Source organism: Pseudomonas sp. C321, from assembly GCF_055407105.1.
Window position 1 is genome coordinate 246907 of the sequence record NZ_JBUZRB010000005.1, and the last position, 14011, is coordinate 260917.

Annotated in this window: 12 protein-coding genes; 7 read left to right on the forward strand and 5 right to left on the reverse strand. The window is 60.2% G+C overall.

The features are described 5' to 3' along the window. Positions 1-284: 284 nt before the first annotated feature. Positions 285-1967 carry an AMP-binding protein gene (locus ACZRJ6_RS16885; RefSeq protein ID WP_463969433.1) on the reverse strand — a complete coding sequence of 561 codons (1683 nt, stop codon included), beginning with the start codon at positions 1965-1967 and terminating at the stop codon, positions 285-287. A gap of 172 nt (positions 1968-2139) precedes the next feature. On the opposite strand from ACZRJ6_RS16885, the gene ACZRJ6_RS16890 reads away from it, so the two are divergent. The 4 genes from ACZRJ6_RS16890 to ACZRJ6_RS16905 are packed head-to-tail and all read left to right on the forward strand — an operon-like array spanning position 2140 to position 7699. Beyond that, on the forward strand, positions 2140-3303 hold the full coding sequence (locus tag ACZRJ6_RS16890) for an isovaleryl-CoA dehydrogenase (protein ID WP_463969432.1): 1164 nt from the start codon (positions 2140-2142) through the stop codon (positions 3301-3303). A gap of 13 nt (positions 3304-3316) precedes the next feature. Next, positions 3317-4924 (forward strand): carboxyl transferase domain-containing protein, encoded by a 1608-nt coding sequence (locus tag ACZRJ6_RS16895; protein ID WP_463969431.1) that lies wholly within the window; start codon positions 3317-3319, stop codon positions 4922-4924. A gap of 16 nt (positions 4925-4940) precedes the next feature. Then, positions 4941-5747, forward strand: coding sequence for a gamma-carboxygeranoyl-CoA hydratase (locus ACZRJ6_RS16900; protein WP_463969430.1), 807 nt, complete (start codon positions 4941-4943; stop codon positions 5745-5747). Beyond that, positions 5744-7699 (forward strand): acetyl/propionyl/methylcrotonyl-CoA carboxylase subunit alpha, encoded by a 1956-nt coding sequence (locus ACZRJ6_RS16905; protein WP_463969429.1) that lies wholly within the window; start codon positions 5744-5746, stop codon positions 7697-7699. Before ACZRJ6_RS16900 ends, ACZRJ6_RS16905 begins: the two co-directional genes overlap by 4 nt. Here ACZRJ6_RS16905 and ACZRJ6_RS16910 read toward each other — a convergent pair. Next, positions 7696-8343, reverse strand: a complete 648-nt coding sequence (locus ACZRJ6_RS16910) for a LexA family protein (protein ID WP_463969428.1) — start codon at positions 8341-8343, stop codon at positions 7696-7698. The genes ACZRJ6_RS16905 and ACZRJ6_RS16910 overlap by 4 nt on opposite strands. A 129-nt stretch (positions 8344-8472) precedes the next feature. On the opposite strand from ACZRJ6_RS16910, the gene ACZRJ6_RS16915 reads away from it, so the two are divergent. Together ACZRJ6_RS16915 and ACZRJ6_RS16920 are read left to right on the forward strand one after the other, a co-directional pair. Continuing rightward, entirely contained in the window at positions 8473-8835 is a 363-nt protein-coding gene (locus tag ACZRJ6_RS16915) for a DUF6124 family protein (protein WP_463969427.1), read from the forward strand. 466 nt (positions 8836-9301) lie between these two features. Further along, positions 9302-10453 carry a M14 family metallopeptidase gene (locus ACZRJ6_RS16920; RefSeq protein ID WP_463969426.1) on the forward strand — a complete coding sequence of 384 codons (1152 nt, stop codon included), beginning with the start codon at positions 9302-9304 and terminating at the stop codon, positions 10451-10453. A gap of 34 nt (positions 10454-10487) precedes the next feature. Here the strand turns inward: ACZRJ6_RS16920 and ACZRJ6_RS16925 are convergent, their stop codons facing one another. After that, a complete protein-coding gene (locus ACZRJ6_RS16925; protein ID WP_463969425.1) occupies positions 10488-10934 on the reverse strand; it encodes a winged helix-turn-helix transcriptional regulator in 447 nt (148 codons plus the stop codon). Positions 10935-11033: 99 nt separating this feature from the next. On the opposite strand from ACZRJ6_RS16925, the gene ACZRJ6_RS16930 reads away from it, so the two are divergent. Beyond that, positions 11034-12233: an MFS transporter gene (locus ACZRJ6_RS16930; RefSeq protein WP_463969424.1), complete on the forward strand. Its 1200-nt coding sequence runs from the start codon at positions 11034-11036 to the stop codon at positions 12231-12233. A 6-nt stretch (positions 12234-12239) separates the two neighbouring features. Here the strand turns inward: ACZRJ6_RS16930 and ACZRJ6_RS16935 are convergent, their stop codons facing one another. Together ACZRJ6_RS16935 and ACZRJ6_RS16940 are read right to left on the reverse strand one after the other, a co-directional pair. Next, positions 12240-12779: a cytochrome b gene (locus ACZRJ6_RS16935; RefSeq protein ID WP_463969423.1), complete on the reverse strand. Its 540-nt coding sequence runs from the start codon at positions 12777-12779 to the stop codon at positions 12240-12242. After that, positions 12776-13858: a catalase family peroxidase gene (locus tag ACZRJ6_RS16940; protein WP_463969422.1), complete on the reverse strand. Its 1083-nt coding sequence runs from the start codon at positions 13856-13858 to the stop codon at positions 12776-12778. The genes ACZRJ6_RS16935 and ACZRJ6_RS16940 overlap by 4 nt, the downstream gene beginning before the upstream one ends. Between the last annotated feature and the right edge of the window lie 153 nt (positions 13859-14011).

Sequence of the window (14011 nt, forward strand, 5' to 3'; positions counted from 1 at the left end):
GCAGATGCCGCCACTCGCAACCGGGCAGAGAACAATAAAACTACCTCAAGGTAGCTACCCACTGGTTGGATCGCGTGCGAAGAAGCAGATCAGCGCTCAAAAAAATACGTTTGCTCTTGACCCCGGATGGGGGTCGCCAAAAACAGCAGTAAAGGGCCACGGTTGCTAAAAACAACAATAGACCGCCCCTCAATAATAAAAAAAGAGCACGTAACAACAAATTAAAGGGGAGCCTCGGCTCCCCTTTGTGCTGTCTGGGCTTCAGGAAACAGCCCACCCCTACATCAATCCCTTCCCAGCAGCTCCTCAATCGTGATCTCACGCATGCGAAACTTCTGGATCTTGCCGGTCACCGTCATCGGAAATTCATCGACAAACTTGAAATGCTTGGGCGTCTTGAAGTGGGCAATCCGCCCCTTGCACCAGGTCTGCAGTTCCAGTTCATTGGCGACATGGCCAGGATGGAATTTGACCCAGGCGACGATCTCCTCGCCATAGCGTGCGTCGGGGATGCCGATGATCTGCACGTCAGCCACTGCCGGGTGGGTGAAGAAGAATTCCTCCAACTCCCTCGGGTACACGTTTTCGCCGCCGCGAATAATCATGTCCTTGTTGCGCCCGGCAATACATACGTAGCCCTGCTCGTCCATGGTCGCCAGGTCGCCGGTGTGCATCCAGCCGGCGTCGTCGATAGCTTCTCGGCTCCCTTGGGGGTTGTTCCAATAACCGAGCATGACGCTGTAGCCTCGGGTACACAGCTCGCCTATCTGCCCGCGCGCCACTGTGTTACCGGCCTCGTCGATGATCTTGCTTTCCAGTTGCGGCTGGGTGCGACCGACTGTAGTGACCCGCAATTCCAGGCCATCATCCGGCCCGGTCTGCAATGACACCGGGCTAGTTTCGGTCATGCCGTAGGCAATCTGCACCTCGCTCATGTGCATCTCGCTGATGACCCGGCGCATCACCTCGATTGGGCAGGTGGCGCCGGCCATGATCCCGGTGCGCAGGCTCGACAGGTCGAACTCGGCGCGGCGCGGGTGATCGAGCATGGCGATAAACATGGTGGGCACGCCGTACAGGCCGGTGGCTTGCTCTTGGGCGACGGCGGCCAGGGTCAGCAACGGGTCGAAGCCGTCATTGGGGTAAATCATGGTAGTGCCATGGGTGATGCAGCCCAGGTTGCCCATAACCATACCGAAGCAGTGGTAGAGCGGCACCGGAATCACCAGGCGATCTTGCGCCGTGAGCCCCAGGCTTTCGCCGACCATATAGCCGTTGTTGAGAATATTGTGGTGACTGAGGGTGGCGCCCTTGGGGAAGCCGGTGGTGCCGGAGGTGTACTGGATGTTGACGGCTTGATCGAAGTGCAGGCTGGCCTGGCGGGTGTGCAGTTGCTGCGGGGGGATGCCCGCTCCCATCGTCGACAGCTGCGACCAGGGCAGGAATCCCGAGGGCGGCCGCGGGGTGAGGCTGATAACTCCACGCAGTTCAGGCAACTTCTCGCAGTGCAATTGGCCGATGGACTGCTCCGCCAGTTCCGGTACCAGTTCTTGCAGCATGGCGTGGTAATCGGACGATTTGAACGCCCCCGCGCAGATCAACCATTGGCAGCCGGATTGCTTGAGCACGTATTCCAGTTCGCTGCTGCGGTAAGCCGGATTGATATTGACCAGGATCACACCCAGCTTGGCACTGGCCACCTGGCTGATAACCCACTCGGCACAGTTGGGCGCCCAGACACCCAGGCGATCTCCAGCCTGCAAGCCCAGCGCCAGCAGTGCCCGGGCGTGCAGGTCAACGGCATCGGCCAGTTGCTGCCAGGTGTAACGCAGGTTCTGGTGGCGCACTATTAATGCATCACCATCAGAATGCTGCGCGACCGTACGGTCAAACGCCTGACCAATGGTCATGGCCAGCAAGGCCTTGTCTTGGGAGCCACGGCTGTAGCTCTGATTCGGTTGATCCATAACGACCCCTATTGTCTTTTTTGTAGGTGGACGGTGCGCCAGGCAGGCGCGAGCTTGACGTTAACGTAAGCTACGATTGACAGTCGCGCAAGGCAAGCTTACGTTAACGTAAAGGTGAGTGCCCGGCCGGGCAATCAACTCCCACAAAAATAAAGCGTAAAGGTGCCCCGTCATGAGTTACCCCTCCCTGAACTTCGCCCTTGGTGAAACCATCGACATGCTGCGTGACCAGGTGCAGTCCTTTGTGGCCAAGGAACTGGCACCAAGAGCAGCGCAGATCGACATCGATAACCTGTTCCCCGTAGACATGTGGCGCAAGTTTGGTGACATGGGCCTCTTGGGCATTACCGTGCCAGAAGAATACGGCGGCGCCGGCCTGGGTTACCTCGCCCACGTGGTGGCCATGGAAGAAATCAGCCGGGGCTCGGCGTCGGTGGCGCTGTCCTATGGCGCCCACTCCAACCTCTGCGTCAACCAGATCAACCGCAACGGCAACCACGAACAGAAAACCAAATACCTGCCCAAGCTGATCAGCGGCGAGCACGTCGGCGCCCTTGCCATGAGCGAGCCGAATGCCGGTTCTGACGTGGTGTCGATGAAGCTGCGTGCCGATAAACGCGGCGATCACTACGTGCTCAATGGCAGCAAAACCTGGATCACCAACGGCCCCGACGCCACCACCTATGTGATCTACGCCAAGACCGACCTGGAAAAAGGCGCCCACGGCATCAGCGCGTTTATCGTCGAACGCGACTGGAAAGGCTTCAGCCGCAGTAACAAGTTCGACAAGCTGGGTATGCGCGGCTCCAACACCTGCGAGCTGTTTTTCGATGACGTTGAAGTGCCGGAAGAAAACCTGTTGGGCAAGCTCGACGGCGGCGTGCGGGTGTTGATGAGCGGCCTGGACTACGAACGCGTGGTGCTGTCTGGCGGCCCCACCGGGATCATGCAGGCGTGCATGGACGTCGTTGTCCCTTACATCCACGACCGTAAGCAATTTGGCCAGAGCATCGGCGAATTCCAGCTGATCCAGGGCAAGGTCGCTGACATGTACACCCAGCTCAACGCCAGCCGTGCCTACCTGTACGCCGTGGCTCAGGCCTGCGAGCGCGGCGAAACCACGCGCAAGGACGCCGCCGGGGTAATCCTCTACAGCGCCGAACGCGCCACGCAAATGGCCCTCGATGCGATCCAGATTCTGGGCGGTAACGGCTACATTAACGAGTTCCCGGCTGGCCGCCTGTTGCGCGACGCCAAGCTGTATGAAATCGGTGCGGGAACCAGTGAGATTCGTCGCATGTTGATTGGTCGCGAACTGTTTAACGAAACCCGCTAACGGAGCGCGCGCCATGGCAACCCTGCACACCCAACTCAACCCGCGCTCGGCGGAATTTGCCGCTAACAGCGCGGCGATGCTCAAACAGGTCGACGCCCTGCACACCCTGCTCGCCCAGGTACAGCAAGGCGGCGGCGCCAAGGCCCAGGAGCGCCATACCTCCCGTGGCAAACTGCTGCCTCGCGAGCGTATCAATCGTTTACTCGATCCCGGTTCAGCGTTTCTTGAACTCAGCCAGCTGGCCGCCTACCAGGTGTATGGCGAAGACGTGCCAGCCGCTGGCGTGATTGCCGGGATTGGCCGCGTCGAAGGCGTCGAGTGCATGATCGTCGCCAACGACGCCACGGTGAAAGGCGGCTCCTACTACCCGCTGACGGTCAAAAAACACCTGCGCGCCCAGACCATCGCCGAGCAGAACCGCCTGCCTTGCATCTATCTGGTGGATTCGGGCGGCGCCAACCTGCCGCGCCAGGATGAGGTGTTCCCCGATCGCGAGCACTTTGGGCGGATCTTCTTCAACCAGGCCAACATGAGTGCCCAGGGCATCCCGCAAATCGCGGTGGTCATGGGCTCCTGCACCGCTGGCGGTGCTTATGTGCCGGCCATGGCGGACGAAGCGATCATGGTCCGCCAGCAAGCCACTATTTTCCTGGCCGGCCCGCCGCTGGTGAAGGCCGCCACTGGTGAAGTGGTCAGCGCCGAAGACCTGGGCGGCGCCGATGTGCATTGCAAGATTTCCGGTGTGGCCGACCACTATGCCGACAGCGACGAACATGCGCTGGCCTTGGCCCGCCGTAGCGTGGCCAACCTCAACTGGCATAAACAGGGTCAGTTGCAGCAGCGCACACCTGTGGCGCCGCTCTATGGCAGCGATGAGTTGTATGGGGTGATTCCGGCCGACGCCAAGCAGCCATTCGATGTGCGCGAAGTCATCGCCCGACTGGTGGACGGTTCGGTGTTCGATGAATTCAAAGCACTGTTCGGCACCACCCTGGTGTGTGGTTTCGCCCACTTGCACGGCTACCCGATTGCGATCCTGGCCAACAACGGCATCCTCTTCGCCGAGGCTGCGCAAAAAGGCGCGCACTTTATCGAGCTGGCCTGCCAGCGCGGGATTCCCCTGCTGTTTTTGCAAAACATCACCGGGTTTATGGTCGGCCAGAAGTACGAGGCCGGCGGCATCGCCAAGCACGGCGCCAAGCTGGTGACGGCCGTGGCGTGCGCCAAGGTGCCAAAGTTTACGGTGATCATCGGTGGCAGCTTTGGCGCCGGGAACTATGGGATGTGCGGTCGCGCCTATGACCCGCGCTTCTTGTGGATGTGGCCCAACGCGCGGATCGGCGTGATGGGTGCCGAACAGGCGGCCGGCGTGCTGGTGCAGGTCAAGCGAGAGCAGGCAGAGCGCAGTGGCCAGCCGTTCAGTGCCCAGGAAGAGACCAACATCAAGCAACCGATCCTCGACCAATATGAGACCCAGGGCCACCCCTATTACTCCAGCGCTCGCCTGTGGGACGACGGCGTCATCGACCCGTTGCAGACCCGCGACGTGCTGGCCCTGGCCCTGTCTGCCTCGCTGAATGCCCCCATCGAGCCGAGCCGCTTCGGCGTGTTCCGCATGTGAAATGGAGCTGCACCCCATGAGCGATTTCAACACTCTCGAACTGGTTACCGACGCCCGTGGCTTCGCCACCCTGTGGCTGAGTCGAGAACACAAAAACAATGCCTTCAACGCCGAAATGATCCGCGAACTGATCATTGCCCTGGACCACGTCCAGGGTGATCCCGCCCTGCGCTTTCTGGTACTGCGCGGCCGTGGCAAGCACTTCAGCGCCGGCGCCGACCTGGCCTGGATGCAACAGTCGGCCGAGCTGGATTACCACACCAACCTGGATGACGCCCGGGAACTGGCGGAGCTGATGTACAACCTGGCCAAGCTGAAAATCCCGACGCTGGCGGTGGTTCAGGGCGCAGCCTACGGTGGCGCCCTCGGTTTGATCAGTTGCTGTGACATGGCCATTGGCACCAATGACGCGCAGTTCTGTCTGTCGGAAGTGCGCATTGGCCTGGCGCCAGCGGTCATCAGCCCGTTTGTGGTTCAGGCCATCGGTGAGCGTGCAGCCCGCCGTTATGCCCTGACTGCCGAGCGGTTCAGTGGTGAGCGCGCGCGGGAAATCGGCCTGTTGGCGGAAAGTTATCCGCCAGCCGAACTGGATCATCAAGTTGAACAGTGGATCGCCAACCTGCTGCTCAACAGCCCGGCGGCGATGCGTGCCAGCAAAGACTTGCTGCGCGAAGTCGCTCACGGCGCGCTTACCCCGGCGCTGCGGCGCTATTGCGAAAACTCCATCTCGCGCATCCGCGTCAGCGCCGAAGGCCAGGAAGGCTTGCGAGCCTTTCTGCAAAAACGTCCGCCCAGCTGGCAATCCCAGGAGCCGCGTTCATGAGTTCACCTGTTCTCACTACCGTGCTGGTGGCTAATCGCGGCGAAATTGCTTGCAGGGTCATGCGCACGGCCAAATCGTTGGGGCTGACCACGGTCGCCGTCCACAGCGCTACCGACCGCGACGCCCGCCACAGCCGCGAGGCCGATATCTGCGTCGACCTGGGCGGCAGCAAGGCTGCTGACAGCTACCTGCAAATCGACAAACTGATCGCTGCGGCCAAGGCCAGTGGTGCCCAGGCGATTCATCCCGGTTATGGCTTTCTGTCGGAAAACGCCGGATTTGCTCGAGCGATTGAAGCGGCCGGTTTGATCTTCCTCGGCCCGCCCGCCTCGGCCATCGATGCCATGGGCAGCAAATCCGCTGCCAAGGCCTTGATGGAAACCGCCGGGGTGCCGTTGGTGCCCGGCTACCATGGTGAAGCACAGGACCTGGCAACCTTTCGCGAAGCAGCCGAACGCATTGGTTACCCGGTGCTGCTCAAGGCCACCGCCGGTGGTGGCGGCAAGGGCATGAAAGTGGTCGAAGACGTCAGCCAACTGGCCGAAGCCCTGGCCTCGGCACAGCGTGAAGCCCTGTCGTCCTTTGGCAACGCGCAGATGCTGGTGGAGAAGTACCTGATCAAGCCGCGCCATGTGGAGATCCAGGTGTTCGCCGATCAACATGGGCATTGCCTGTACCTCAATGAGCGGGACTGCTCGATCCAGCGCCGTCATCAGAAGGTCGTTGAAGAAGCGCCAGCACCCGGTCTCAGCCCTTTGCTGCGCAAGGCCATGGGCGAATCTGCAGTACGTGCGGCCCAGGCCATCGGCTACGTCGGTGCTGGCACCGTGGAATTTTTGCTGGATGCACGGGGCGAATTTTTCTTCATGGAGATGAACACGCGGCTGCAGGTGGAGCACCCGGTGACCGAGGCTATCACTGGCCTTGACCTGGTGGCCTGGCAAATTCGTGTGGCTCAGGGCGAACCGTTGCCGATGACCCAGGAGCAGGTGCCGCTGCTCGGCCATGCCATTGAAGTACGCTTGTACGCCGAAGACCCTGCCAATGATTTTCTGCCGGCCACCGGGCACCTGGCGCTGTACCGTGAATCCGCGCCTGGGCCGGGCCGCAGGGTTGACAGTGGTGTCGAGCAAGGCGATAGCGTCTCGCCGTTTTACGACCCGATGCTTGGCAAGCTGATTGCCTGGGGCGAGGACCGCGAACAGGCGCGCCTGCGACTGTTGAGCATGCTGGATGAGTTCGCCATCGGTGGGCTGAAGACTAACCTGGGCTTTGTGCGACGTATCATCGGCCATCCGGCGTTTGCGGCGGCGCAACTGGATACCGGGTTTATTCCTCGCTATCAGGATGACCTGCTGCCCGCCGTCGGCGAATTGAGCGATGAGTTCTGGGAAGCAGCCGGCCATGGCTTTATGCAGAGTCAGCCTGCCAAGGTACGCGATGATGATCCTTGCTCGCCCTGGGCTCGCAGCAATGGCTTTCGTGCAGGCTTACCCGCCGAGACCTCGCTGCACTTGAGTTGCAACGGCCAGGATCGCCTCGTGACGCTGCGAGAAAGTGTTCACGCACCGCAACTGCGGGGCGAACAGTTGCTGATCGACCAGCAAGGCGTGCGGCGCTCGCACCTCGCCGTACGTGGCGAAGGGGTTTTCTTTCTGCGCTGGGACGGCGAGATGCACAGCGTGAGGCTGTTTGATCCGATCGCCGCGGTTGAGGCCAGCCAGTCTCATCAAGGCGGCCTGACCGCACCGATGAATGGCAGCATCGTGCGCGTGCTGGTGGAACTCGGGCAGGCCGTTGAGGCCGGCGCACAGTTGGTGGTGCTGGAGGCCATGAAAATGGAGCACAGCATCCGGGCGCCCCACGCCGGCATCGTCAAGGCGCTGTATTGCCAAGAAGGCGAAATGGTCGGCGAAGGCAGCGCGCTGGTAGAACTGGAGGCGCAGGCTTAGAACTTCACCGTCGCCTGTACCACTACGCCGATGATCCGGCATTCATCGGTGAACAGGGCTTTCGGATAGGTCGGGTTAAGCGGCACCAGGTAAAGCTGGCCGCTCTCCTCCATCAGTTTGCGGAAGGTCGCCTGGATGGCATCCGGCCATTGGGCGACTACCAGCTTGCCGGGCCCGGCTTCAATCGCCGGGTCGACCAGGATCATCATCCCTTCACCGATGCTCAAACCGCTGGGCGCGGTCATCGCGTCACCTGTCACCTGCAGCCAGAACGCAGCGCCGCGGGCGCGGTAGTCCGTCAGCTCGAAGCGCGCAGCGCCATAGGCCGGGCGCTCTTCGCGAACCTCGCCCACGCCCTTCCAGTCGCTCACCGGATAACGAAAATACGGGTTGTATTTCTCGGCCGGCAACTGCTCGTCTTCAGCCGGCTCGGTGGCTTTTTCGCGGATCACCAAGGCGACTTCGAGAACCCCCAGGCCGAGCTCCTCGATCACCCGATTCATGTCGGCGAGGCTCGGTATACGGCGTTTGTTCAGCCAATGGCCGACGCCGCCCTGGGACATGCCCAAGCGCTCTGCAAGCTGATCCTGTGTGACCTTGCGGTCTTTCATGCTGGTTTTGACCAACGCTATCCATTTGTCCATAGGGCCGACAATACGTTGTGTATTCAGGCCCACAATAAACAGTTTGTAGTAATCAATCAAATGACATAAATACAATACGTACTATTATTGAGTCCAGGCATTCCACTCCCCACCCAGAGCACCCACATCATGACCCTGTCCCCGGACCACCAGCCCTGTACACCCGACGAAGATGAACTGCTTTTCCTGCACAGCAGCGGTGCAGCCCAGCGTGCGCTGGATTATTACTTGAAAACGGATGTAACCGAATCGGTAACCGATGGCACCTTGTTCGAAGTCAAGGCCGAGGTCAGTGATGAAGAAGCCCTTCTCCACGCCTCTGACCTGCTGCGCAGCGCGGCCGCCACGGCTTATGAATCGGCGAATGGCACCCTCGGCAATAGCCGCGATCTGGCATTTTCGGTGGTTTATTTGATTGATATGGCCAGGGCCATGCTGGAACGGACACTGCAAGTCTCGGCTCGGGAAACCGATCACCAGAAAAGCGCGTAGAAGGCATGAACGACAAATATTTCTATCCGACGGATAAAAACATTTGACTTGCAAATGATAATGATTATTATTGCATGCAGCTGGTCGCGAGATCAGTCGATAGACCAAGGGACCTTAGGTCGGACTCTTGGAATATCTCCTCATCAGGCTAATCACGGTTTTTGACCCGGCTCTTTGGCCGGGTCTTTTTTTGCCAGTTTTTCCTGGCGTGGCTTCAGGCTAATGAAGACTGTGTGTTGCTTGATGGCTCGCATGGTAGCAAAAGACTATCGCCGAAAGAAAGCCGATCAAGCGCTCTGGCATCGATCTTTCCAAAATAGCACTTGAGAATCAATCTCATAGATTCTAAGCTACTGCGGCGTCATGGATGACGCCCCCCTCTTCCCACGCAAAAATTTGCGTCCGAGCTTTACCTCGCTCCTGTGTAAAATGCCAGCCACAACAATCATATTCAGGCAACCAGACTATGACCGTGGCCTTGACCTCCATCAAAATCAGCACCAACTTTGACAGTGGCAATATCCAGGTGCTCGACGCCAGCGATGCCCATCAATTGCTGCTGGCGATCAAACCAGATACTCGCAGCCAGCACTTCCAGTGGTTCCACTTCAAGGCCGAGGGCATGCATGTGGGCCACACCCACACCTTCCGCCTGAGCAACGCCGGCCAGTCCTCCTACAAACATGCCTGGACTGGCTACAGCGCCGTGGCATCCTACGACCACATCAATTGGTTCCGGGTGCCTACCCGCTTTGATGGCGAGACCCTGCACATCAGCCTTGAAACCCAGGAAAAACAAGCCTGGTTCGCCTACTTCGAACCCTACAGCCGCGAGCGTCATGACGGGTTGATCGACCAGGCGCTGAATCGCGCCGGCACTCAATTGCTGGCCACCGGCAAAAGTGTTGAAGGCCGCGACATTCCATTACTGCGTCGGGGCAAAGGCGGCAAAGGCAAGCGCAAGGTCTGGATCATTGCCCAGCAGCATCCGGGCGAGCACATGGCCGAATGGTTCATGGAAGGCATCATCGAGCGCCTGCAACAGGACGGCGATGATGAACTGAAAAAGCTCCTGGCCGCCGCCGATCTGTACCTGGTGCCCAACATGAACCCGGACGGAGCCTTCCACGGCCACCTGCGCACCAACGCCATGGGCCAGGACCTCAACCGCGCCTGGCAGAGCGCCAGCCAGGAAATCAGTCCGGAAGTGCTGTTCGTCCAGCAGCAGATGGAAAAATATGGCGTCGACCTGTTCCTGGATATCCACGGTGACGAAGAAATCCCCTACGTCTTCACCGCTGGTTGTGAAGGCAACCCTGGTTACACGCCGCGTATCGAACAGCTGGAAAAACACTTTCGCAGCCACTTGAGCGCATTGACCCGCGACTTCCAGACCGTCCACGGCTACACCCGTGATTTGCCGGGCGAAGCCAACATGACACTGGCCTGCAACAGCGTCGGCGAGAAGTTCGATTGCCTGTCACTGACCCTGGAAATGCCCTTCAAGGACAACGATGACTCACCTGATCCGCACACCGGCTGGTCGGGCAAACGCTCGATGCAGCTGGGCAAGGATGTGTTGAGTACGGTGGCGGATATCGTTGCAGTGTTGCGCTAACCCCCTGCTGGAGGGCCCTCTGGATTTGGGCCCTTTACTCGACGGCCACGCGTCGACAATCCTCTGGCCCCACCAGGCGGCCATCTGCCGACCGCAACTCCAGCGCCCGTAACGCAAGCCCCTGCTCGCAGTCCACCATCACCGAATGGTGTTCACCCTCAGCGTAGAAAAACCCCTCGCCCCATTGCCGTAATCCAATGATCACGGTGAACAACCCCCTGCCCTTTTCCGTCAACTGGTATTCCTGATACGCGCTGCCATCCGACGCCGGAACGATCTCGAAAACCCCATGGGCCACCAGGCTACGCAAACGCGTCGAAAGAATGTTCTTGGCCACCCCCAGACTGCGCTGGAACTCACCAAAGCGTCGGATGCCGTCGAAGGCATCACGAATGATCAACAGCGCCCAACCATCGCCAATGGCATCGAGGGAACGAGCCACCGGGCATTCGGCACCTTCAAAGCGGGTGAGCTTGACCATGGGGAGATGCCTGCCTTCGGAAAAATGTGGTTGCAATATAAAACCAGAATACCTACCGTACAACTGGTTTTAATTCGAAACCAGAATAGGGAAATCACGATGTCTCAATCCCCCTTGAGCGGCGCCGTAGTCTTGCTGTTCGCCATCGCCTGCGGCCTGTCGGTGGCGAACGTCTATTATGCCCAACCCTTGCTGGATGCCATGGCCGACACCTTCGCCATGGACCACGCCACGGTCGGTATCGTCATCACCCTGACCCAGATCGGTTATGGCGTCGGCCTGTTACTGCTGGTACCCCTGGGCGACTTGTTGAACCGGCGCCGCTTGATCGTCGGCCAGTTGCTGTTGTCGACTTTCGCGGTCCTGCTGGTGGCACTGTCCTCCAACCGCTTTTGGCTGCTGGCCGGCATGGTCCTCACCGGGTTGCTGGCGGTAGTGACCCAGGTGCTGGTGGCCTATGCCGCAAACCTGGCACGGCCCGAGCAACGCGGGCATGTAGTGGGGCTGGTCACCAGTGGCATCGTGGTCGGCCTGCTGCTGGCGCGCACGGTGTCGGGAACCATGGCTGACCTGGCCGGTTGGCGCTCGGTGTACGTGTTGTCGGCGGGATTGACCTTGCTGATGGCACTGATGCTTTGGCGGATCTTGCCCACAGCCGAACAGCCAAGGGCCAGCGAATCCTATGGTCAGTTGATCCGCTCGGTCTTCACCCTGTTCCGGGAAGAAAAGGTACTGCGGGATCGGGCGGTACTGGCGCTGCTGATTTTCGCCGCCGGCACCGTGCTGTGGACGCCACTGGTGTTGCCCTTGAGCGCCCCGCCGCTGTCGTTGTCCCACACGCAAATCGGCCTGTTCGGACTGGCCGGTGCAGCCGGTGCCCTTGGTGCCGCCCGCGCCGGGCATCTGGCCGACCGGGGCCTGGCCCAATGGACCAGCGGCGTTGCCCTGGTATTGATGCTGGTGTCCTGGCTGGCGATTGCCTTTACCCAATCCTCCCTGTGGGCGCTGTTGCTCGGCGTGATTACCTTCGACCTGGGCCTGCAAGCAGTACACGTCACCAGCCAAAGCCTGATCTACAGCGTACGCCCCGAAGCCCAGAGCCGGTTGGCGGCCGGCTACATGCTGTTCTATTCGGTGGGCAGCGCGCTGGGATCAGTGGGTGCAACCATGGTGTATGCCTGGGCGGGATGGATTGGAGTCTGCGCCCTCGGCGCCGGCATCAACATGCTGGCGCTGATCTACTGGCGGGTTACGCTGGACCCTGCAACGGCTGCACAAGCACAACCGTCACAGGGTTAACCATCATCAGTCCTTGGTCCCGGTCATGCTTTGCAGCACGCCATCACGGCGGATCAGCCCATGAAACAGCGCCGCCGCCAGATGCATCAGCACCGTCAGGAACAGCAAATAGGCAAGAAACCCATGAGCCTTACGCAACACCGCAAATAGCTGGGCATTGGCCGAGACCAGTGCAGGCAACTGCACGGAACTGCTGAGCATCACCGGATCACCCGCCGCCGAAATCATCCCCCAGCCCAGCAACGGCAAGATCAGCATCAACCCGTAAAGCACGATATGGGACGCCTTGGCCGCCAGCACCTGCCATAACGGCAAGTCGGCGGGCAACGGCGGCTGGCGAGTGGAAAAGCGCACTACCAGGCGCACGATCACCAGCGCCAGGATGGCGATCCCCAAAGGCTTGTGCAGATGCAGCAGCCACTCGTGCCGTTCCGAGACCGAGGCCGCCATGCCCGCGCCGATAAACAGCATGGCAATGACCATCAAGGCCATCAGCCAATGCAGCAGCCGCGCCAGCGGGGCAAAAAACCGGGGTTGGGCATTCATGGCTTCGACTCCTGAGGGGCACTGTGCAACTGACTGACTTCACTGGTACGGCGCAGGTAGGAACTGGCATATGCCGCCGAACGAGCGGCCAGCAGCGGGTCATTGGAGGCTTCGATGCCACTGGGCAGGATCAACGGATCAAAGTTGATATCGCGGCAATCACCGTCGACTTGCGGCTGACTGCTTTGCAGCACCAGGGTCCCGGCGTTCAACACCTTGTGCTCACCCGACCAGGCCTTGCTGGCGTCATCAGTGGGGTCGCCGGGATTGGCCAGGGTGATATTTAACTGCCAACGCAGGGGGCCGGCTACCAGGCGCTGTGCCAGGTCTTTTTCCAGGAAGTCAGCGCCTTCAGGCGCCGCAGCACCTGGCGCATCCTCACTCACAGGCACCACGCCCCAGCGAACGGCCTGACGTTGGCCACTGGCATTCACCAGGTAAAACGCATTGATGCCGTTATAAGTCTCTGTGGCATAGCTGGCGGACGGCTTAGCGGTCTTGACCCAGGCCAGAAACGGCGCCGTCTGCGGATGAGAAGCAAAGAATGCCGGCATATTGGCCGGGTTCGGCTTGCCGGTGGCAGGGTCCGGAGCGCCCGCCTTGAGCATCTGGTAGAACGCCTCGGGCGTGCCCACCGGGAACACCGGCATGCTGTTCATCCCAGTGCGCCATTGCTGGCCGTTGGCCAAGCTGAATTGCAGGGCAAAACTGCGGATCGGCACACTGCTGTCCGGCGCATAGGGGTTGCCACTGGGCAAGGCAAAGCGGCCAATCACTGGCGTACGCGCCTCGCTGAACACTTGGGCACTGGAATACTGGCGAACCGAAGGATCACTCTCGAAATAACCCGCCACGCATACACCTTTAGAGTGGTTTCGGCGGTAACCCGGATGCACGCCGCTGTTGGTTTCCAAGGCGTTGACCAGGGTTTTTGGGCGTAATCGTTGTGGGTCAAGGCTGCCGTTGACGTAGGCAAAAGCCCCGGCCACAACCGCAACCACCGCGCCGATGCTGGCTAACCGTGCTATCAAGCTTGCGGTACTGAGCGGCGGACGTGGCGGTGATGAGTGATCTACCATGAAGGAACTCCAGGGCCAATGGCCTCAGGTGTGAAAACAGAAGGTCGGAGCAATAGGACGAACCCCGGTAAACTCTATTCCCGGGCTGGCTGTTTATTTTTCAAGGCCTGGAATAACCTTCAACGCTGGACGTCTTCCTAGTCCCAGCGTAGT

Excerpts from the sequence above, each read along its gene's own strand:
- ACZRJ6_RS16940 (WP_463969422.1), bottom strand. The coding sequence starts at position 13,858 with ATGGTAGATCACTCATCACCGCCACGTCCGCCGCTCAGTACCGCAAGC.
- ACZRJ6_RS16930 (WP_463969424.1), top strand. The coding sequence starts at position 11,034 with ATGTCTCAATCCCCCTTGAGCGGCGCCGTAGTCTTGCTGTTCGCCATC.
- ACZRJ6_RS16905 (WP_463969429.1), top strand. The coding sequence starts at position 5,744 with ATGAGTTCACCTGTTCTCACTACCGTGCTGGTGGCTAATCGCGGCGAA.
- ACZRJ6_RS16920 (WP_463969426.1), top strand. The coding sequence starts at position 9,302 with ATGACCGTGGCCTTGACCTCCATCAAAATCAGCACCAACTTTGACAGT.
- ACZRJ6_RS16885 (WP_463969433.1), bottom strand. The coding sequence starts at position 1,967 with ATGGATCAACCGAATCAGAGCTACAGCCGTGGCTCCCAAGACAAGGCC.
- ACZRJ6_RS16925 (WP_463969425.1), bottom strand. The coding sequence starts at position 10,934 with ATGGTCAAGCTCACCCGCTTTGAAGGTGCCGAATGCCCGGTGGCTCGT.
- ACZRJ6_RS16915 (WP_463969427.1), top strand. The coding sequence starts at position 8,473 with ATGACCCTGTCCCCGGACCACCAGCCCTGTACACCCGACGAAGATGAA.
- ACZRJ6_RS16895 (WP_463969431.1), top strand. The coding sequence starts at position 3,317 with ATGGCAACCCTGCACACCCAACTCAACCCGCGCTCGGCGGAATTTGCC.
- ACZRJ6_RS16900 (WP_463969430.1), top strand. The coding sequence starts at position 4,941 with ATGAGCGATTTCAACACTCTCGAACTGGTTACCGACGCCCGTGGCTTC.
- ACZRJ6_RS16890 (WP_463969432.1), top strand. The coding sequence starts at position 2,140 with ATGAGTTACCCCTCCCTGAACTTCGCCCTTGGTGAAACCATCGACATG.
- ACZRJ6_RS16935 (WP_463969423.1), bottom strand. The coding sequence starts at position 12,779 with ATGAATGCCCAACCCCGGTTTTTTGCCCCGCTGGCGCGGCTGCTGCAT.
- ACZRJ6_RS16910 (WP_463969428.1), bottom strand. The coding sequence starts at position 8,343 with ATGGACAAATGGATAGCGTTGGTCAAAACCAGCATGAAAGACCGCAAG.